This window comes from Histophilus somni 2336, assembly GCF_000019405.1.
GTDB classification, from domain to species: Bacteria; Pseudomonadota; Gammaproteobacteria; order Enterobacterales; family Pasteurellaceae; genus Histophilus; species Histophilus somni.
The window spans coordinates 2,126,121-2,145,814 of the sequence record NC_010519.1 but is presented as its reverse complement, the minus strand read 5'-3'; the positions used below and the strand labels follow the sequence as shown (position 1 = coordinate 2,145,814).

At 36.2% G+C, this 19,694-nt stretch carries 17 protein-coding genes and 4 pseudogenes; 8 read left to right on the top strand and 13 right to left on the bottom strand.

What is annotated here, in order from left to right; genetic code table 11:
* Window positions 1-68: 68 nt before the first annotated feature.
* Both dsdA and HSM_RS09755 read right to left on the bottom strand, forming a co-directional pair.
* Complete coding sequence (dsdA, locus tag HSM_RS09760) at window positions 69-1,385, bottom strand: D-serine ammonia-lyase (protein ID WP_012340977.1); 1,317 nt, start codon at window positions 1,383-1,385, stop codon at window positions 69-71.
* Window positions 1,386-1,395: 10 nt separating this feature from the next.
* On the bottom strand, window positions 1,396-1,929 hold the full coding sequence (locus HSM_RS09755) for a GntT/GntP/DsdX family permease (protein ID WP_012340976.1): 534 nt from the start codon (window positions 1,927-1,929) through the stop codon (window positions 1,396-1,398).
* An 85-nt stretch (window positions 1,930-2,014) separates the two neighbouring features.
* Here HSM_RS09755 and HSM_RS10485 point away from each other — a divergent pair, with 85 nt between their 5' ends.
* Window positions 2,015-2,446 (top strand): hypothetical protein, encoded by a 432-nt coding sequence (locus HSM_RS10485; RefSeq protein ID WP_012340975.1) that lies wholly within the window; start codon window positions 2,015-2,017, stop codon window positions 2,444-2,446.
* A 134-nt stretch (window positions 2,447-2,580) separates the two neighbouring features.
* Here the strand turns inward: HSM_RS10485 and HSM_RS09745 are convergent, their stop codons facing one another.
* From HSM_RS09745 to HSM_RS09720, 6 genes and pseudogenes are all read right to left on the bottom strand, one after another.
* Window positions 2,581-4,773 carry a S8 family peptidase gene (locus tag HSM_RS09745; protein ID WP_012340974.1) on the bottom strand — a complete coding sequence of 731 codons (2,193 nt, stop codon included), beginning with the start codon at window positions 4,771-4,773 and terminating at the stop codon, window positions 2,581-2,583.
* A complete protein-coding gene (locus HSM_RS09740; RefSeq protein ID WP_041605183.1) occupies window positions 4,770-5,849 on the bottom strand; it encodes an AAA family ATPase in 1,080 nt (359 codons plus the stop codon). The genes HSM_RS09745 and HSM_RS09740 overlap by 4 nt, the downstream gene beginning before the upstream one ends.
* A gap of 420 nt (window positions 5,850-6,269) precedes the next feature.
* Window positions 6,270-6,587: pseudogene (locus HSM_RS09735) on the bottom strand (transposase); the annotation flags it as partial.
* Window positions 6,588-6,716: 129 nt separating this feature from the next.
* The gene (locus HSM_RS09730; RefSeq protein WP_012340971.1) at window positions 6,717-7,031 is read right to left on the bottom strand and encodes a hypothetical protein; all 315 of its coding nucleotides are present in this window, start codon (window positions 7,029-7,031) and stop codon (window positions 6,717-6,719) included.
* Between the two features lie 133 nt (window positions 7,032-7,164).
* Window positions 7,165-8,199: pseudogene (locus HSM_RS09725) on the bottom strand (IS1595 family transposase).
* Between the two features lie 113 nt (window positions 8,200-8,312).
* Window positions 8,313-8,966 carry an IS1595-like element IS1016C2 family transposase gene (locus HSM_RS09720; RefSeq protein ID WP_011608478.1) on the bottom strand — a complete coding sequence of 218 codons (654 nt, stop codon included), beginning with the start codon at window positions 8,964-8,966 and terminating at the stop codon, window positions 8,313-8,315.
* Window positions 8,967-9,127: 161 nt separating this feature from the next.
* On the opposite strand from HSM_RS09720, the pseudogene HSM_RS10925 reads away from it, so the two are divergent.
* The 4 genes and pseudogenes from HSM_RS10925 (at window position 9,128) to HSM_RS09700 (ending at window position 11,975) form a co-directional block, all read left to right on the top strand.
* Window positions 9,128-9,459: pseudogene (locus HSM_RS10925) on the top strand (helix-turn-helix domain-containing protein).
* 110 nt (window positions 9,460-9,569) lie between these two features.
* Window positions 9,570-9,968 (top strand): type I restriction enzyme HsdR N-terminal domain-containing protein, encoded by a 399-nt coding sequence (locus HSM_RS09710; RefSeq protein WP_012340969.1) that lies wholly within the window; start codon window positions 9,570-9,572, stop codon window positions 9,966-9,968.
* Window positions 9,928-11,469, top strand: coding sequence for an HsdM family class I SAM-dependent methyltransferase (locus HSM_RS09705; protein WP_012340968.1), 1,542 nt, complete (start codon window positions 9,928-9,930; stop codon window positions 11,467-11,469). The genes HSM_RS09710 and HSM_RS09705 overlap by 41 nt, the downstream gene beginning before the upstream one ends.
* 110 nt (window positions 11,470-11,579) lie before the next feature.
* On the top strand, window positions 11,580-11,975 hold the full coding sequence (locus HSM_RS09700) for a hypothetical protein (protein WP_012340967.1): 396 nt from the start codon (window positions 11,580-11,582) through the stop codon (window positions 11,973-11,975).
* A 339-nt stretch (window positions 11,976-12,314) separates the two neighbouring features.
* Here the strand turns inward: HSM_RS09700 and HSM_RS09695 are convergent, their stop codons facing one another.
* From HSM_RS09695 to HSM_RS09685, 3 genes are all read right to left on the bottom strand, one after another.
* On the bottom strand, window positions 12,315-12,776 hold the full coding sequence (locus HSM_RS09695; RefSeq protein ID WP_012340966.1) for a hypothetical protein: 462 nt from the start codon (window positions 12,774-12,776) through the stop codon (window positions 12,315-12,317).
* Entirely contained in the window at window positions 12,760-13,707 is a 948-nt protein-coding gene (locus HSM_RS09690; RefSeq protein ID WP_012340965.1) for a hypothetical protein, read from the bottom strand. The genes HSM_RS09695 and HSM_RS09690 overlap by 17 nt, the downstream gene beginning before the upstream one ends.
* A gap of 82 nt (window positions 13,708-13,789) precedes the next feature.
* Complete coding sequence (locus HSM_RS09685; RefSeq protein WP_012340964.1) at window positions 13,790-14,194, bottom strand: helix-turn-helix domain-containing protein; 405 nt, start codon at window positions 14,192-14,194, stop codon at window positions 13,790-13,792.
* Window positions 14,195-14,325: 131 nt separating this feature from the next.
* On the opposite strand from HSM_RS09685, the gene HSM_RS09680 reads away from it, so the two are divergent.
* From HSM_RS09680 to HSM_RS09670, 3 genes are all read left to right on the top strand, one after another.
* The gene (locus HSM_RS09680) at window positions 14,326-14,526 is read left to right on the top strand and encodes a hypothetical protein (protein ID WP_005822158.1); all 201 of its coding nucleotides are present in this window, start codon (window positions 14,326-14,328) and stop codon (window positions 14,524-14,526) included.
* A gap of 1 nt (window position 14,527) precedes the next feature.
* Window positions 14,528-15,025, top strand: coding sequence for a hypothetical protein (locus HSM_RS09675; protein WP_012340963.1), 498 nt, complete (start codon window positions 14,528-14,530; stop codon window positions 15,023-15,025).
* Between the two features lie 376 nt (window positions 15,026-15,401).
* Window positions 15,402-16,523: an IS1595 family transposase gene (locus tag HSM_RS09670; protein ID WP_012340962.1), complete on the top strand. Its 1,122-nt coding sequence runs from the start codon at window positions 15,402-15,404 to the stop codon at window positions 16,521-16,523.
* A 320-nt stretch (window positions 16,524-16,843) separates the two neighbouring features.
* On the opposite strand, the pseudogene HSM_RS09665 reads toward HSM_RS09670, so the two are convergent.
* Together HSM_RS09665 and HSM_RS09660 are read right to left on the bottom strand one after the other, a co-directional pair.
* Window positions 16,844-17,724 (bottom strand): annotated as a pseudogene (locus HSM_RS09665) (AAA family ATPase).
* Window positions 17,725-17,727: 3 nt separating this feature from the next.
* On the bottom strand, window positions 17,728-19,686 hold the full coding sequence (locus HSM_RS09660; RefSeq protein ID WP_012340961.1) for a Mu transposase C-terminal domain-containing protein: 1,959 nt from the start codon (window positions 19,684-19,686) through the stop codon (window positions 17,728-17,730).
* Between the last annotated feature and the right edge of the window lie 8 nt (window positions 19,687-19,694).

Sequence of the window (19,694 nt, the reverse complement as noted above, 5' to 3'; positions counted from 1 at the left end):
GTACTCTCTAAAAATCTACCGCACTTGCACTCTTTCTTCTCCCCAAAAACCAACTTGGGGAGAATATTTTAAAATCGCCCGAGTGACAAATATTTTTGCATCTCAACATCAGGTACCATTCCACCACCAGTCGCCCACACTATATGTGTTGCATTTGCCAATTGTTCTTGTGTGATGTGATATCTTCTTAAATAATCGGAGTGATTGATATGCAACGGACCTATCATTCCTGCCAAAGCAGAAGGCTCAAGTTGAATATTTTCTGTCTTATGCAATAGCCCCAGTAAATCATATAACTTTTGATCTTCAATAGTATAAAAACCGTCTAACAAATGTTCCATTGCCCGACCAACAAATCCTGATGCACGCCCTACTGCTAAACCATCAGCAGCTGTGATATTATCAATACCCAAGTCTTGTACCGCAATTTTATCATGTAACCCTGTATAAACACCGAGCAGCATACAAGGTGAATGAGTCGGTTCAGCAAAAATGCAGTGTACATAATCGCCAAATGCCAATTTCAATCCGAATGCAACACCGCCAGGTCCACCGCCAACACCACAAGGAAGATAAACAAAGAGCGGATGATTTTCATCTACTTTTATACCTTGTTCCAAAAATTGTTGTTTTAGTCGTTGACCTGCAACGGAATAACCTAAAAAAAGTGTTGTCGAATTCTCATCATCAATAAAAAAGCAGTTCGGATCGGAAAGAGCTGCCTTCCGTCCTTGAGCGACAGCTACACCGTAATCTTGTGTATATTCCACAACATTCACACCGTATGAACGCAACTTTTGCTTTTTCCATTCTCTTGCATCTGCTGACATATGCACACTAACTTTGAAGCCGAGAACAGCCCCCATAATACCGATGGAAAGCCCCAAATTCCCCGTTGATCCTACTGCAATACTATAACGGCTGAAAAAATCTTTGATCTTTTCATCGCACAATTGACTATAATCATCACTTTCGGTAATTAAATGGTGTTCTAATGCCAATTTTTCTGCGTAAGCCAACACTTCATATATTCCGCCTCTTGCTTTAATTGACCCTGAAATTGGTAAATGACTGTCTTTTTTGAGCAATAAACGTCCTTGTATCGGCATATGATAATGATCGATTAATGCCGATTTCATCTTATCAATAGATACCAGTTCAGATTCCAAAATACCTTTCGTTTTTTGAGTTTCAGGAAAAGCACGACAAAAATAAGGAGCAAAACGCTGCAAACGTTCCGCCGCCTGTTGAGTATCGGATACATCCAACCCAACGTAAGACAATCCTGTTTTTACCCCCGCACTTTTAGGATTAAACCACATCACTTCTTCAAAACGCATTAATTTTTGAATGAAAGGATCTTGCATTAAATGTTGAATTTTCATAATGATACCTCTAAATCACTGTTGATAATAAAAATGTAAACCCGAGTGCTAATACGGAAGCGATGAAAGTTGCACCGGTATAATATTTAAAAATGTCATTCAAGGTTGCACCGCAATATTGCTTGACCAACCAAAAGAGAGAATCCGTTACAATAGTGCATCCTATCGCACCAGAACCAATAGCAAGGACAATAATTTCGGGGCTAATATCAGGGTAAGTAACAAGTAATGGCGACACGATTGCCGTTGCTCCCATCATTGCTACCGTTGCAGAACCCACTGCGGCATGTAAAACAATAGCAACAAGCCATGCCAATAGAATAGGATGTGTATTAAAATTTGCTAAAATCTCAGCCAATCCATCACTTAATCCGCTCGCCTTTAAAATACTGTTAAATGCCCCTCCGGCACCTATAATCAGTAAAATATTACCAATAGCCATAAATCCATTTTCAGTATTTTTTAATAAGGATTCCATACTTTGGTGATGTTTTATACCAAGCAAATAATACGCAACAAATGCGGTATTATGTAGCAGTTGCACAAAGACTACTTAACTAAATTTTACTACAATCCTTGTGAGTTTTACTAACCACAAGGATTTTTATGTATGATAAAAGCAAGTAAGTATGAGTGCTATTCAGCAGAAAATCGCTAAATTAACACAAGACGTTACCTATTTCGAAAGATGTATTGAGGTGGCTAAACAGCATATTGCTACGTTACAGCAAGCCTTGATAGCGTTAAACAGTGAGCCATTTTCATTAGCGACAAAACAACGTGGTGAGAAATCTAGAGCTTACACTTATCGCCCGAATGAATTTATTGCTAAAGTTTTTAAGCATTTTCCAAATCAGTGGTTATCAACAAATGAGATTGTGATTAAGGCTTTTGAATTGGAAGGCTATACGCCTGATAAATCGGATTTCCAGTCAGTTGTTATTGCATTTTCTCATGCATTAAGACGATTACATAGTCAGGGGATTATCGAAAAGCATTCTATTGTAGGGCGTAGTCAAAACCCGAAGAACAGATGGAAGTTAAAAGAGATTGGAACATAAGAAAATAGCGGTATTCTCCGCTATCAGACCGCTGCCCCTAAAGATTGCTCACATTGCTTTAAAGATTTGCCAGCGGTCTGAGCTGAACAATGATATTCAGATTTTTATCATGTATATTTTATTGTACTAAAATATTAAGTGTGTTGTAATACAATTTGTTGCTGTACCTGAATTGGTTGGAGTGTTTGGTATCTCTGTCTTATCAGGTTATATAGCTCAGGCATTTCCTCTGCAGATAATGTTACAACCAAAACGTAAGGTAAGTCTTCCAGTTCATTTATATGAACAACAGGCATACCACAATCTCTTCCATAATAAATTATGTCAAAACATGGGGTTGTTAGCTCGTTAGCCTTGAATTTGTGTTCACTTCTTATTGTATTTTCCCATTTATGGGCATCGCGTTGTTCACTTTCATCCATATAAATACGTTTCTGATTAAAAAATGGAAATGTAAGTCCTGGAGTATCGTCAGTACTTTTTCGCATAATAACTTCAAGTCCACTTCTTGTATAATTAAGGGAATGTTCTGGATCCACTGACGTTGAGAAACAGAATGTTGCCCTTAATGTTACACTTCCTCGTATAGGTATGTTTGGAATTGGAATTAAGACCCTCATATATTGTGATGGTTTGAGTATTCCTTGATAAATAACTTTTACTTCATCATCACTACAATAGATAATGTCATTAATATCATTAGGAAAACGTCCCCATCCAATTTCATGACGCGGAAAATCTTTAGGTTCTGCATGGTGTACGAGAAGAGCTTTAGCTGTTAACGGCGTGATGTTATATTGTAAGGATGTACTTAAGGCTATTGCCTGCCGTAATACTAACGGGGCAGCAAAACTAGTTCCGGCAGTGCTTACAATTCCGTTAGTCATCGGACTATATGTTTGAAATGGTTCTTCAGTGTATCCTCCAAAAGCAACACCATCTGGTTTTATATACCCGGGGCTTCTACCAGGGCCAATGCAGCTATATAAACATCTTTTCCAATCATCTGATAGAGAAGTTGCCGCACCAACAGATAATCCATTAACTAAATCTGAAGGCGGTTGAATTCGGTTCAGTGATTCTGGCAAATGTCCGTCATTGCCAACAGCGACGGTGCAAAGTGCTCCGCTTTTAGCAAGAATTTCTTCAAGGGTCGAAGTCCATACATGAACATCATCGTCATCAATCGGGAGTCTTGGACCTAAACTTAGGTTTATGTAATCATATTTTGTTTGTTCTAATACTGTTTTTATACGGATAAGAACATCAAATAAATCTATATCAGTATTATTAATATCCGAATCTAACACTCTATAATGATCTATATTACAATAAGGTACGCTAAGCTTTTTAGTATCATTATTCACAACACCAAAAAGAACAGTGGATGTAACATCTTGCCCATGAGAAAGTAATTGCGCACTGGTATTACCATTACTCCATATATATTCTTTAACCCAAGGATCAAAATTATTAATTCCTAGTCCTCCATCGAATATTGCGACTTTTAAATCAGGATTTATAGCTCCTTCTGAAGGAAGGCTAAGACTGGAGTCATTGGTAGATGAACGTAATATCACAGGATCATTAACCCGTAATTGGGGTAATTCTCTTAAGTTCCGGAGAAAAGAGAATTCTGCGAGTTTCAATGCCATATTTTTACTGGCTTTAGCAGGTATGAATGTTAATCCTTTTACGCTTATGCTTCTTTTTTTATCTACGAAAACACCATTTTGTTTTGCAAATACCTCAAAAGCATCAACAATCCCTGAAGGGGTATTGGGTGTATGTAAAGCTATTTCAACAGCTACAACCTCATCATTATTAAAACTTTTTATTTTATCTGAGGTAGTTAATGTAGATATATTTTCTAACGTAATAAAATCATCTTTTAAGCTTTGATTTAGGTTGTCTTCATTTAATGTATCAAGAAAGTCCTGAAAATTTTCTTTTTTACCGGACACATAAATACAGGCGGTTGTATATTCTTCTCTCTTCCCTCTCTTTTTGATATCTTTTCTAGGTTTAATACTAACAGCCTTACTGCCTATACTTTGAAGAGAAAATTTATTTAATAGCTTAACTGGAAAATAACTTTTAGCTAAAAAAGCTGGATGAAGAACGAATTTTACTACTGCTTTTCCCTCTGGCATTGCAAGCGGTAGTGTGTCGTTAATTTCAGAAATGACTTTATTTAGCTGCGCTACAATAACAGGTTTGTTTTCTTCATATGTATACGGCTTATTTTTAGGTCCTCCGCCTGTATTCAATTTTACTGGCCTAGTAAGCGTTTCTCCATAACCAAGAAGCATATTTTTATTATTCATTGTTGTAATCCTTGTTCTTTCACAAATTTTTGTATTTGAGATCTTGAAATTCCTAAGTCTTGTGCAATTTTTCGTTGAGAAATATTTGTTGATAACATCGTTTCAATAACATTTTCCAGTAAAACATTATCACCTAATAATTCATTAATTAATGTTGCACTGAAAGGTCTTTTTTCTATGATAGAATTTTTTTTAGCTTGATTGATGGCTCTTTCTATTATGGCATAAGAAACATCATGTAATTTAGTTGATATATAATTTGACAGATTATTACTAATATCTTTAGATATCAGATACTTTTTAATTAGCTCTTGATTTGGAAGCTCAAAATCAATAATACTGTCAAACCGTCGCCAAACAGCAGGATCTAGAAGCTCTGAATGATTAGTTGCTGCTATCAAGACAGATTGCTTAGGCCATTCGTCAATAGCTTGGAGAATAACGGTTACTAATCTTTTTAATTCACCGACATCAGTTGTATCGTCTCTCTTTTTAGCTATTGAATCAAACTCATCAAGTAATAATACACATGGAAAAGATGAAGCATAATTGAGTACGGCTTTAATATTATTGCCGGTTTTACCTAGGTAACTACTCATTACACTGGCGAGATCTAAAGTTAGGAGGGGTATGTCAAGTTTATGAGCAATCCATTTGGCAGATAATGTCTTACCTACTCCTGGCGGACCACTTATGAGCAGAGATGTAGATGGATGTAGCCCGCCTTTATGTAAGGATTCTTTCATTTCCCACTCAGCTATAAAGCGATTTAACTGAGTATTTACTTTTTCTGACCATATAGGAACTGTATCCATAATTACCGGATATACGTCAATTAGTAATTTTTGTCTGGTATCGGCATCAACAGGAGAAAATTGAGGTGTTAATGATTGCCCTCTTGCGACAGCATTAGTGCTTGAAGTGGAAATTAAAGATTCCAATTCTTTTGCTAAGTCAGGTAGTTCTTTCTTTAGCTTTTTAGCTATTACTTTCAATCTCATCAAAAGACTATCTTTTTTCCCAGTAAGAGCGTCATTTACTACATCAATAAACATTTCATTTATCACATTAGCCATAAATTTACAAAAATCCTTATAAAGAAACATAATTTTTTGAAATTATAGCCTAAAAAAAACAAAATTAAAGCCATTTTTATGGTTTTTTAGCTTAAATTTAACTGTTTTGAGATAAATTAGAGCCAGTGTTCTTTTGTGCGGGGATTATGGTAGCTCTAGTAAAAAGGGCAGTTAAATTGCTCCTGAAACATCTAGAAGCATACTGAATAGCACATTACAACCAACACAGTAAGCGGAAATGATATAAAAAACTGAATAGTGATATTCAGCCCAGACCACTGATAAACCCACCTTTACCAGCAACCTGATAAAAGTGGGTTTATTTTTTGCGTTTTATCCATCTTCCTTGCGCTTCACTCCGGATAACCACTCAAGCGGTGAGTTTTCTAGCTTTTCTTACTATCACTTCATCTTGATAAAATCTGTGCCATTAAAACAGCGAAGATAATTTTGACTTAGGGGACCGGCATCAATGACTTTTTCTGTTAATCACATTCCCAAGAACCAACGGTAAGCTGCACTGACTTCAATATCTTTTACTAACTGCCGTTCACTTTTAATGCCGAAGAGATAACCCAATAACATGATTTTAAACAAATGAACAGTATCAAGAGCCATGCGGCAGTTGTCTTGGCAATAAAGAGGAGCGACTTCATCACGGATAAATTCAAAATCAATCGCTTTAGCAACCTTGCGGACGAGATAGTCTTTGGGAATACGCTGTTCAAGACTTATCATCTCGAGTTCGTATCAGGGAGAGGCGATATTTTTAAGCATAGGCATTTCTTTTTTTTCTGTGCCTATTAGATCAAACTTCCAAAGCAATGTCTGGAGGTTTGTCAGCGGTCTGATAGTGGTATTCTACCGCTATCTTTGTTTCCATTTCCATTGAATCACTTTGTATCGAACAACTTCAACTCTCTCTATTATCTCTCGTCTTGCAAGGCGTTCACAAGCGGAGCGGACAGACTCAATATAATCTTTAGTAATAGGACGATGGGCTTGTTTATATGCAACGAGTACCGCTTCTGTTATTTCTTCTGCCCGCCAAAAACGATGTGGTTCAGCTTTCATCACCTGTTGGATAAGTTGGCTTAATTTGCCGTTAAAGCGTTTATGGTAAACTCGATATTTAAAATGTTCGGTGTTGTGTTGATGAACTTCATCTTCACCGATGTTCATTACGTCTAAGGCTTGATGAAGTAAAGTAATACGGCGTTCAACTAGAGCTAGGTGAGCCTATACCTGCTCTTTTTCTCGTTCAAACTGAGCGATTTTTTGTTTAATCTGCGTATAGTAAATTGGGTCTGCCATATTACATTATTAGCCTTTCTACTTGTCTGTGATTACCTTGCCAATAGCCTTTCCAAGCGTTTTCTGATGGTGTAGAAAGGCATTTACTGGTGATATCGTTGAAAATCGTTAAATTATCCAGTTTGCGAGTATCTTCCCGATAGGCTATTTCGTTTGCGTAATTATCGAGATAAATATTACTCATTTTATGAACTTGTCCGTAGTACATACGTTTAAAGCGACTAAAGTAACTTTCTGCAAGGTTATTGGTAATCCCTTCATCACTGCGATATTCTTTTTGATGGTTCACACGTTGTAAGTTGTAATCTACGATTAATTCATCATAAGCACTGTTTTCATCGGTATGAATACGGCTGTTTGGCTCAATATGTGAGTGAGCTAATTTCTTCACGGTTTCAGTGTTTTCTGACAAAATAGGAAACGTGATGGTCCTTTTTGCTCCAACTAACTGCGGATTAGATAAGGTTTCCTGTTTAGCGTAACATTCACGCATAACCAATACCGCACGTTTGTTTGGATTAGCATTTGTTTTAAACGTCTATCTACACGTTCAACTTTCTTATTCTTTGGACGTGGAGCGGAATGCACGTAAGTACCATCAATATGAATCTCGCCTGAAAGTGGAAAAAGCTCACGTTGTACAATCAGGCTTTCACGGATTTTATGTGATAAGGTAAAAGCGGTTTTGTACTGTACATTCAAATCACGAGAGAGTTGGCAGGCTGAAATTCCCTTAACCACATTTACAAATAATACAATAGCGAATAAGTAGGTTTGAATCGGCAGTTTATGATTCGCAAAAATTGTTCCTGATGTAATGCTAAACGTGTGCCTGCAATGTTTGCAACGCCATTGTTTGCGAGTAGAGATAAAGTAGGCTTTATGTTGTACACCGCATTTAGGGCAAACCACCACTTCTTTACTCCCCCCAGCGTAGCTCGCATAATAAGCTAAATGCTTCATCGTCAGATAGGCGAGCTATCTTAATAGATGAAAGCGTGCGAGCTTTGCTGGTTAAAAGAAAGTGCTGGGTCATTGTAGTTATTTCTGATGATATATGTCTGATTAGTTTAATAATTTAGATTGCAAATTTAAATTGCCGTAAAAACTTTTAATTGCCAAAAAATTAGGGGCTGTATTAGATCAGCCCTAAATTCCACACCATTTTCGCAATGTTTTTAACTGCTCTTTTGGTGTTCCAAAGTTAAACCGAAATTCACATTCCTTCAAGAACAAAGGAAAGTTTTTTCGGTCAATTCCATTATATTTTCGGAGTATCCGTTTGGCTTGACTCCAAAAGTTTTCTATACCGTTGATGTGATTTTCTTTCACTGCAAACAACTCCGAATGATTGATGCGTTCGTGGTGAAATTGGCTCACATCAAGAGCATCATAGCTACGATATGTATCGGTATAAACCCAACTGTCAGGCTTGATTTTCCTTGTGATTACAGGCATTATCGTTTCGGTTTTGGTATTTTCTACCACCACCGTAAATACCTTTCCCTGTCGTTTTAACAAGCCAAAAACAGCCACTTTACCGGTTGCTCCACGCCCTCGTTTTCCTTTACGATGACCACCAAAATAGCTTTCATCAAGCTCAATCTGTCCATCAAAAACATCATCGGCTTCAAGGGCTAAATGATAGCTGATGACTTCACGAATTTTACGATAAAACAAGGCACTTGAATTTGGATTGATACCTAAAATATTAGCTGCTGATCGAGCTGTCACTTCTAACACAAAAAACTCAAGGAGCTTTTTCTGTATAGATTTCTTTAATTTACAATGAGTTATTTTCATTTTTATAGACTAGCATACTTACTAATCTAATACAGCCCCAAAAATTATGTTATCAGAGTATTTCATACACGCTCAAACGTGATAGAATATTCCTCATTCAATGTCAAATATGCACTCGTTTGCGGTATTTTTCAATCTAGTATTGAAAATGGAACGCTCAAATGTGCATATCAGAAAGACTAAGACAAGTTTGTGAAGCAAAAAACTGGAAAATTAAAGATTTTGCAGAACAGACGGGGTCGCTTATCGCACACTACAAGGTTATGTTGGCGGTGAACGTGAACCTAATGCAGAAGGAATGACTGCCATTGCTAAAGCTGGAGTGAATTTGAACTGGCTTGTAAGTGGTGAAGGCGGAATGTTTCAGTCTGAACAACAAAAAACTGTAATGTCAGAGCAAGAAACGAAATTAATTTCAGATTACCGTGCTATGCCTGAAAACTTAAAAGATGCTTTCTCAATTTCTTTTAAAGAAATTTCAGAGAAACAGTAATTATTACTTGATATACTAAAATAAGGATCTCAAAAATGTTCAACGCAACGCAATAGCTTAATCTCCATTCAATTTTTGTCAAATGCAACTGTGAAAAAGGCGGTGGCATAATGTCAGTAGAGCAAGTTCAACTCATCTGCCCTATACGAGGGGTATTAAAAACATCTCAAAAATCTAAAAATAAGCTAACATATACTGAAGAATATTATAGAATACAGGCAATACACTATTTATTATCGCAAGGTTATCCAAAACAAAATATTATTATCGAACAAATAGTTAAGAAATTTGGTAATAATGGTAGAAATAACTTTAGATGTGATCTCGCTGTATTAGATGTTGATAAAGTTACAATTACAAATGATGTCGATTCAATTTTGGAACATGCGATTATACTATGTGAAGTAAAAAAAGATAATTCAAAATCAGACTATGTAAAAGAAACTCAAGTTAAACCATTTTTAGATTTTGCTAAACATCCAAAAATGTTTAGGATTATACTGGGATAATTTAGAACAACGAGTATTTTGGCAAGATTTTTCAAATGATAAAAAAGAAATTAGAGAGGGTTTAATAAATCTATTACCTGAATTTGGTGCTTCCATAAATATAAAACCTATTTCATTTAATGAAACAAAACCAAACAATAACTTAATTGAAATATTTGATTATATTGAAAATACTCTTCATCAACAAGGTTTTGATATTTCTGCAAGATATGAATTAATCTTAAAGATTTTATTGGTAAAAATATTTGATGAACATAGCAAGGAAGGACAACCTCATGAAGCTATGGAAATTCAAGATTTTAGATCTTTAGGAATACCTGATAACATTTCTATCCCTAGATTTAAAAATCTTTTAGCTCGAGTTATTGATTTTTACGGTTCTCATTTACCAAAACCGTTGACTCCTGATTTTAAAATAAAAAATGATGCGTTATTAGATATATTAAAAGTATTATCTCCCATCAGAATTACATATTCTAAAAGAGATATAATACAGTCATTTTATATGAAATTTGCAAAATCACTTTATAAGTGGGATCTCGCACAGTTTTTTACACCAACACCGATAACAGACTTTATTATAGATGTGATGAACTTAAAATTTGGCGAGCATGTTTTTGATCCTGCTTGTGGTAGCGCAGATTTTTTGGTTGCAGCATTTCAAACTGCTAGAAAATTTAATCATGGGCATGCAGATTATATTTGGGGTAATGATAACTCAGATAATGCAGTTCAAGTAGCTATATTAAATATGGTATTAAATGGAGATGGGAAAACCAATATAAAGAAAATTGATTCATTAGAAACAATAAATGATGATTATAAACAATATAATTTAATATTATGCAATCCTCCGTTTGGTAGTAAGATTTTAGAAAGAAGAACTGAGGTTCTTAAAAATTTTGACTTAGGGTTTCAATGGATATTAGAAAAAAATACTTTTATTTTAGATAAAAATTCATTGCTATCACAGCAGGAATCAGGGCTTCTTTTTGTAGAATTATGCGTGAGAAAAGCAAAAAAAGAAGGACGAATAGCAATAATTCTGCCTAATGGTTATTTAGGGAATCATTCCGAAAAATTTTTAATTTTTAGAGAATGGCTTTTACGCCATGTTAAGATAGCTGGTATTTGTGCTTTACCTAGATTTAGCTTTAAAAGCAGCGGTGCAGATGTTAGTGCCAGTATATTGTTTCTTGAAAAACGAAAAGAACCACTAAAATCATCGTTAAATTCTGAAGATTATAGTTTCTTTATAGAATCTATTGAAAACTTAGGTTGGGAAGCAGGAAATAAAATAGCCAAACCTGTATATAAAAGAAATCCCATTGATGGTAGTTTTATATCTGATAAAAATGGAGAGCTTGTACTAAACACTGATTTTCCAGTAGTTTTAGATAGAATAAGATATTCTATGTCAGCTTTAAATTATTTTAGTTGGCTTAGAACTGATAATGTTTCAGATTTACTTAAATCAAATAGTGAAAAATATTATATATAATATAAAATTAAGACCACACCTACGTTTGGGAGATATAGTTAATTTTCTTCCTGAAAAAGTTTCTTCATCTGGAGAGAAGAATAGTTTAATTGGGATAAATCGTTATAAATATGTTCATATTAGAAGATATTTCTTATGGTGAGTTTACAAGTCAAGAAATGTATGGTTGGGAATTACCTAGTAGGGCTAAACATTTTTCCGAGCCTCATGATTTGTATTTTGGTTCAATTTGGGGAAGTGCGGCAAAATGGTGTTATATAGGCGAATATCAAACCGATATAATAGTCACTAATGGTTGTCACAGGTGTCGCATACAAAAAGGCAAAGAAGTATTTTTAGCTGATCTTCTCGCTTTTTTGAATACAGAAGCATGGGCTATTCAAATGAGATCATTAGCTAGAGGCTCAGATGGATTGGCAGAAATAAGCTCTAGCGATGCTAAAAATATAGTTGTTCCATTATTATCTGAATCAGAAAGGAAAGGAAAGCAATCCAATCCTTTGTAGATAGATTGAAAATGGGAACAGTATCTCTCAAAGCTTTTTTAGAGGCTAATAAAGATGATATTGAAACATACAATACTTTTAATGTAGAAAAACGACCTAGTCATATAGTGTTAGTGTGAGAACTCTCCCACAATTTTTGTAAATACCTGTTTCTGAGATAATACACCAGACACAGGTATTTAGTTATGAATATATCAAGAAATATTTCTATTGATTTCCTACCAAATTTTTCTCATAACTAAATTTCGCTCATTCAATTAAGAACGTCTTAAATTAGATGATTTACTTAAATATTGAAGTAATAAAAATGAAATATAAATAAGCCGCTGAGAAGGTGACTTATTTACTTTCATTCATAGCTCTTTCGGCTATATCAAAAATCAACTTTTGGATAGTAAGGAAATTAACAATAAAATAAATAAGACTCACTATAGAAAATAATAAAGCCAAGATTTTAGGATCAAATATCAAAGTAAAGTTCATTACGGAAATATGGTTTCTAGCTAAAATTTGACTAATTAAAAACGTAACTGTAGATAGCATAAAATACATTAAAAATGTATTTCTTACATTAGTTATATTTTTTTTGACTCGTTGAAAAACTTGTTCATTTCTAATTTGGCTAGGGTTAAATGTACAAGCGATTCCCATTCCAATAGAAAACATAATACCTGACAATGTGTAAATGGTAGGCACAATAGCTTGATTCATATTATCTTCTTGATTAAGAAAAGGAGATAAGATGAATGATAATAAAAATGTGATTAAGCTAATTACTATCCATTTAATCTTTGTTTGCATTTTCGAGTTCTTTTATAAAAAGCTCCATTTGTTGGAAAAGTGTTTGTTCATTTAATTTACCTGTGTCAGTAGTATCTACCTCTACTTGCTTAATCTTCTGAAGTTGGTTTCCTGTAACTGATGTGCCATTACGAGTTTTAAATGAGATATTATCTAGATCTGATACAGGTTTTAACATTGCTGAAAATGCTTTTTTAACATCTTCTGGAGAATTTTTAGTTGGTTTCTTTATTTGAATAAGTAGTTTGGCTGAAACTAACTGACTAAAATCAATTTCATCTAAATCTTCTGCATCAGCAAATAGCTCTTTCACATGTTCTATTGCAAAGTGAGTAATGTCTTTGAATTTGGATACCACAGTTGAGTTCGTGTTATCTTTAGCCGTACTGTCAATATTTGTAGTATTCTTATTCTCAGGATCTTGAATAACCAGTGATCTTACATTACTCAAATCATATTCTTCTTTAAGCTCAATTATCGGATTGAGTTCTAGTAACTCGCCGAGAAACCAGTTTAAATATGTTTGTAAGCGAGTAATTGTCGTCCTGCTAGATAGATTTGTAACAACAAAACGATCAGATAGCAAAAAATAGTAGTGATCTTTATATATAGCACTTGTATTAAGTTTAGCATTCAGTAAGTCACTAATTGAAAAATTGGCTTTCTGAAAAAGAGTCTCATCGATATGCTGAACATTATCACCGAGTGCAATACGTAACATTGTTGCAAAAACAACGTTGTTTCTATCAGTATTGAAGTGAGAAATTAAATCTTCTTCCTTCTTAGGATCATCTTCACTTAAAAGCATTCTACGCTCATTACTAGAAGTTGAACTATCTAATTTTTGTTTGAGTAAATTAACGACTTGAAGATTTTTACTAATATCATTATTTACAATTTCAAATGCTCTAAGTTTAATTTGTTTGCTCACATTTATTCCTTAAATATTTTTCCCAATAGAATTCAACTGTTATCTTGTCTCTCTACGATAGAACACAATGTTTTTATATGTTTTATTCGGGCATAGCCATTTTTAGTAAATCTTTCAATGCATTAATCTCATTATCTTTCTGCTCAAGCAACTTATTCAATAAATTTTCCTTCTCGTTAGCATGCGAAAGATTCAACTTCAATCGCTCAATCTCAATCAACAGCGATGATTCCCCCACACCTTGATACACCGAACCTAACGGCGATTCAATTTGAAAGCAGATATTTTTCTCACCTGATTGGATTAACTCAACAACATCAATATCTAAGATTTGAGCAATTTGCTCTAACTTGTCTAAGTATAACTTTGTTTCACCACGCTCAATCTTGGCATAGCCATTTAATGACATATTCAGTTTTTCAGCCATCTGTTCTTGCGACCATTCTTTTGATTCACGGATTCTTCGGATTTTCTCGTTGATATTCATTTTTTACCCACTAATTGATGAGTGTACCCACAACTAGTGTGGTTGATATACACCGTTAGTTACTACATCAGACTGTACACATACTATACAAGGTTTTCCCTGGTATTGATTTTTAGTTATAAGGAAACATTATGAAAGAACTGATTTACTTCTACCTTATTGTTGGTTGCTATATTGCACATCGTAGAACATCTCATCTTGATGCTAATTCAGCCGAATTTCTAAAAACATACCTGAAAATAGTATGCACATATCCTAAAGAATTATTTAGCAAAATACCTAGTTTAAAGAAAAAAGAGTCTGAAAATCCTGAAAAACAACAAGGAGAATAGAATGGCTTTTTCTAAGTTTGGAAAATATATTTTTCCAGTGATTGCTACTGCATTTAGTATAGATGTTTTAGTGCCTAGTATATCGCCTTTACAACTAGTACCTACCTTTCAAAAGGAAATTGAGTGCGATGATTATGTTGTTGAAGAAACAGTCCGCAGATTCATTAACGAAGGAATCCGAGCTCAAAATGTTCAAGCAAATAAACTCGCTCAATTTTTTGTAGGGCACGCTACGCAAGGGTTAGACCGCTCTAATCCACTCTGGGATATGTTTGGTCGAGCAATGGAAGGTGCAGGAAGTATTGCTGAAGGTATAACAAGAATGCAGAATTATATTGCATTTTCTTCTTTTGAATCTAAAGAAATATCTGATAACAACGGTGTGAAGAAGTGTAGAATTATGGCTAATTCTATTGGTAACAGATTATCAGGTAGTGCAGACTATATTACACATAACTATATTGTGAGTATTAAAGGTAATCAGGTTAGTGTTTATTAACTTGTTATATATCCATTTTTTAGAATCACAGTTCATAAGCAACCTAGCAATGGGTTGCTTTTTTATTTGACAGAAAAACAACGTAGATCTATTTTGAATGCCGTTCATCGTTGATGAACAATGACAATTTGCCAATGAACCATTTATTTATATTTAGCCTAGTTTCTTTCAAAGAAGCATAGCGAACCATATAGGCGTAGAACCCTTTTATTAGGGGACTATTTGGGGTTTGCAACTCATTTATTAAAGTCCACGTATTTCTTGTGACAGTACGGTATTCAGGGCAAAACGCTTTGAGCCGACCTGAAAATTCAGGTGGGCGATTTTTTATGTCTGGCGTTTAGCTTTGAGTGCCTTGTACACACAAGGAATACTTATGGCTCATTACTTACTTTCAAGCAAATCTAAAACATTATCCCTTAAACATATCTTCCGTTTAAGTGAAGATGAAGCCTTCCAACTTTTGAAAGCAAACCGTTGGGGTAATCCTGATAATATTCACGATGTTTGTTGTCCGCATTGCGGTATTCGCCACAATGCTTACTTTCTTCAATCTCGCAAACGTTGGTGTTGCAAACATTGCCAACGCCACTTCTATATTACAACTAATACAGCATTTGCTTTTCATAAACTACCGTTTGTTGATATTTTGGCTGCCATTCTTCTCTTTGCGAATGAAGTCAAAGGGATTTCAGCAATAACAATGAGCCGTCACCTTAATATTAGTTATAAAACGGCTTTTGTCCTTTGCCATAAACTGCGTGAAGCCCTATTCAAAACTCGAGATTTAACGCCATTGCAAGGGGAAATTCACGAAGATGGGACGTTGATTAACTATAAGCTACGCAAAGCAAATTTTAAAAAGAATCAACATAAACAACGAGATAAAAAGACAAACTATCCTAAATTGAGACCAACTAAACGTTTCATTATCAGCCTAAATCAACGTGCTTCTAATGATGAAACATTGTGGGGTTCAAATCGCACCATCGTTACAATGGACTATACTGAAAATGCTAAAACAATTTTGGCATTAAACCATCAATTCGTAAAACAAGGCAATGATATTATGTGTGATGAAAATCTAGCCTATAAAGGTTTGGATTTTCACTACGCTCGTTGGAGTGTTAATCATAAAGAATGTTATAGTGCCAAAGGTGTGAGTAATAATCTCGCCGAATCCTTTAATGCTCGTTTCCGTGATTTACATCGTGGTGTACATCACAAATGTGATAATAAATACGCCCTACATTATGCCAACCAAGTGGCGTTTATGTCAGATAATCGTCAAAAGTCTAATGGCGACCTATTTAGTGATATTCTCAAACGTTGCTTATGGGTATTACCATTAAGGGAATGGGTGGGTTACTGGCAAGGGAATCATCGCACGCAAGAGCTTATCAGTATGACCGCATTTAGCCCTGAAGAAATTTCCCAGTCCTACTTCAAAAATCTCAATGAAAGAATGAAGTACGAGCAAGAGTTGTTGGCAGCCTAATTTTCTTAATTACAAAACTAATTAGAATGAACAGGGGAATCAGCTTACCTTTGACAAGGTTAAGCGGATTGACTACGCCCATTGATGGGAAAATTTACATCGCAAGCCAATAACATTGGCAAACAAGTGAGAAAATCAGCTAAAATTTACCAAAATAAATGCCCTCAACGATTAAGGGCATCAAAAATTTTACTGCGGTTGAGATTGCATTTTAGGTTTTGTGCAACTGCTACATAATACCGAATTCTTCCGCCGTACCGTCTGCCACGTTCTCATCTCCACGGTACGCCGCATAAATTTGACGGTACGTCATCTGTCACCTAACTAATCAACATACCTGCATAACGCTCAACCAGCTCGGCACTAATTGGTATGCCGTTGATTTCGCTTGACCGCACCACGCCACGCATCAGTTTGCTTAATCGGCGTGCATTACCTTTGCACGCTTTAATCAGTGGTGCGTTAAACTCATCTGTACCTAATGCAGATTCAGCCAATAACGCTAAATCATCATCAGGTAGGGCATTACCCAAATCGCACGCAAAACCCACTCGGCTATAGAGCTGTGCTAACTCGTTATTTTTACCCTTGAGATTAACCAACAAGCGAGGCATACCAGCCAACACCCCCCAATACCTGATAAATCATGGATGCGGCGGATAAACTCTAATGAGCGAGTAGAGAGCAACTCTGCTTCATCCACCATTAACAACCGCTCCGAGCCTTTAAGTTTGCTTACAATACTGTCTAAGAGCTCGTTATTAATTCCACGAGCCGTTGCCCCGACCGTTTCTGCAATCTTGCGTAGTAGCACTTTCGGCGTACAACTCGGATCAACCTCAATTAACACCGCAGAGCTATTTCTTCGAGCGTACTCTTTCAACATTTGCGTTTTTCCTAAACCTGCTGCCCCAAAAATCACATTAATTTCACCTTCAACGTGGGCAAACTGCATCACTTCCATTCCACGTTTTGCCGCTAAAGTTGGTACAAATTCAGCGTTATATTTAGCCTCAACCACTTTAGCTTTCTGGCGTTCGAGCATTTCATCTACTTTGCGATCTAATTCTTCGCAGTTGCCTTGATATTTACCGCTCAAGTATTGGCTCACTGTTGCCACAGATACACCAAAGGCATTCGCTACTTGCTTTTGTCCTAACCCTTGGGCTTGCATAAATTCTTTAAGCTGTTGGTTTTTCATTTTTTAGCCTCCTACCGCTAACTTTTTTTCGTAATCTTCTCGTTCTGCCTGTGTAAAAAATAACGGCACAGGCTCTTTTTTCGGCTTACTTGCTGTTGCCAACAAGTTAAAATCATGTTTATGCTCAATCGTAATAACAGGATTAAGCTCCGCATCAATCTCTGCCAGTTGTCGCTCTTTAAGCTTACTGCGACGTTGATGGCGTTCTTTACGTTGCTGTTCCAGCATCGCCACTGGAAAGGCTTCTCTTGTGTTACCATTCCAAATCGCATCACACACAAATCTGCCGTCTTTGGTTCGCACCTGTATGCTTTCGGCGTTATGGATATCAATTCCAATCACTACTTCTTGCCCATCTACCGCTAATAATTTGGTATTAAAATATTTGTTGTTACACCAACTTATCCAACCTCGCTCAGGCGTGCGGATAAACTCAGGTCGGCTCATATCACGCAATTCAATATCCGTCAGCATGACCACATCTTCTGGGTGTAACATCTGCTGATATTTCTTAGCTGGTATACATCTAATTTCGCTATGGATATGCTCTTGGTTGTACCAATCGACCACTTGTTGCACCATATCCAGTAACTGTTGCCAACTTGGGAGCTTGCCTTTCGCTCTTTTTTGCACTGGCGTAAGCACTGTGCCTTTCGCATTAGCCAAAGAGTTCACACCGTAAAGCACCTTGCGAGTGGTTTCAGGGTCTGCCCCTGTGCCGTAGTAAGTCTCAAACTGGCGTGCAATCAATAACCCCACTGTTTTGTTTAATCTTTCGATAATCCCACGCCCTTGCGGATTACCTGCAATCCCTGTTTCGTGCTTGATACCCAAGCGGGGTAACATCCCCGTTACTTCCGCATCTAAAAATTTATTCTTTTCCCCACCACCGTTATCTGAGTAGTAGATAGCTGGGACACCATGGGTTGATATGGCATGGCGTAGGGCATCTGCTACTGCAAAAGCGTTTTCCGCTAATGCCATCGACCACCCCACAATTTTTCGACTTGCACCATCAATAATCATGGTTAATTCAGGGGTAAATGGCTTGCCATGTATTGGGTGAGCCACTTTCAGTTTCATAGCATGACCGTCCCCAATCCACACATCATTTGCTCTTAATGCTGACCAATCCCGTTTCACATAACTTAATAACGTTTTGTAATGTGAGCCTGTTCGTCTGCCATACTCTTTTACATAGAGCGGTAGCTTTGCCATCGCTCGTTGCACTTGGCTCAAACTTGGCATTTCTGCGAGTAAAATCGGGTTTTCTTGATAATTACTTGCCCATTCAACTTTAAATTGACGATAGGCTTCCGTTAAACAAATCCCATTTTTCTGACGGTAAACACCTAAAAAAGAGGTTAGCCACCAAATCTCTTCAGGCTTAACCGCCTGTTTCACTTGTGGAGCAAGCAATTTCAAACGTTGCTCTACATTCTTGGCTTTGCAGTAATCCACCACCCAACCATTTAAGGTACGCACACTTAGTGTCCGCTTAGCTGATTTCTTAGCATTCGCCACTTCAATTAGCTCTGCAAGGTGTGCAGGCAACTTGCCATTTTTTGCAAGATCACATAAATAAGTCACCGCTTTAATTCGACTCATTGACTGCTCAAGCTCTAGCACATACTGCACCAACGCCATTCGAGCATCTGCTATCTCGCGTTGTTTTGTAGTTAGGTTCGCCAAATCCACTTCTGCACGCACTGAGGGGAGTTGTTTCGGTTGAGCTTTCACTACATCGACCGCAAATTTCTTACGGATTTCGGTTTGGATAACTTCGGGCATTGATACAAGGGCGTATTCATTGCCACCACCTTGACCAGCTCTTTTTTGAGTTGCCCAATTTTGTTTCTTTGCTTGGTAAATAATTCCTTGCACAGAATTAGGTAAAGCGGATAAACTAAAAGCTAATAATTCTTTTGCTGAAAAGTGCGTTTTTAAGTTGTTTCCACTCATAAAAACCT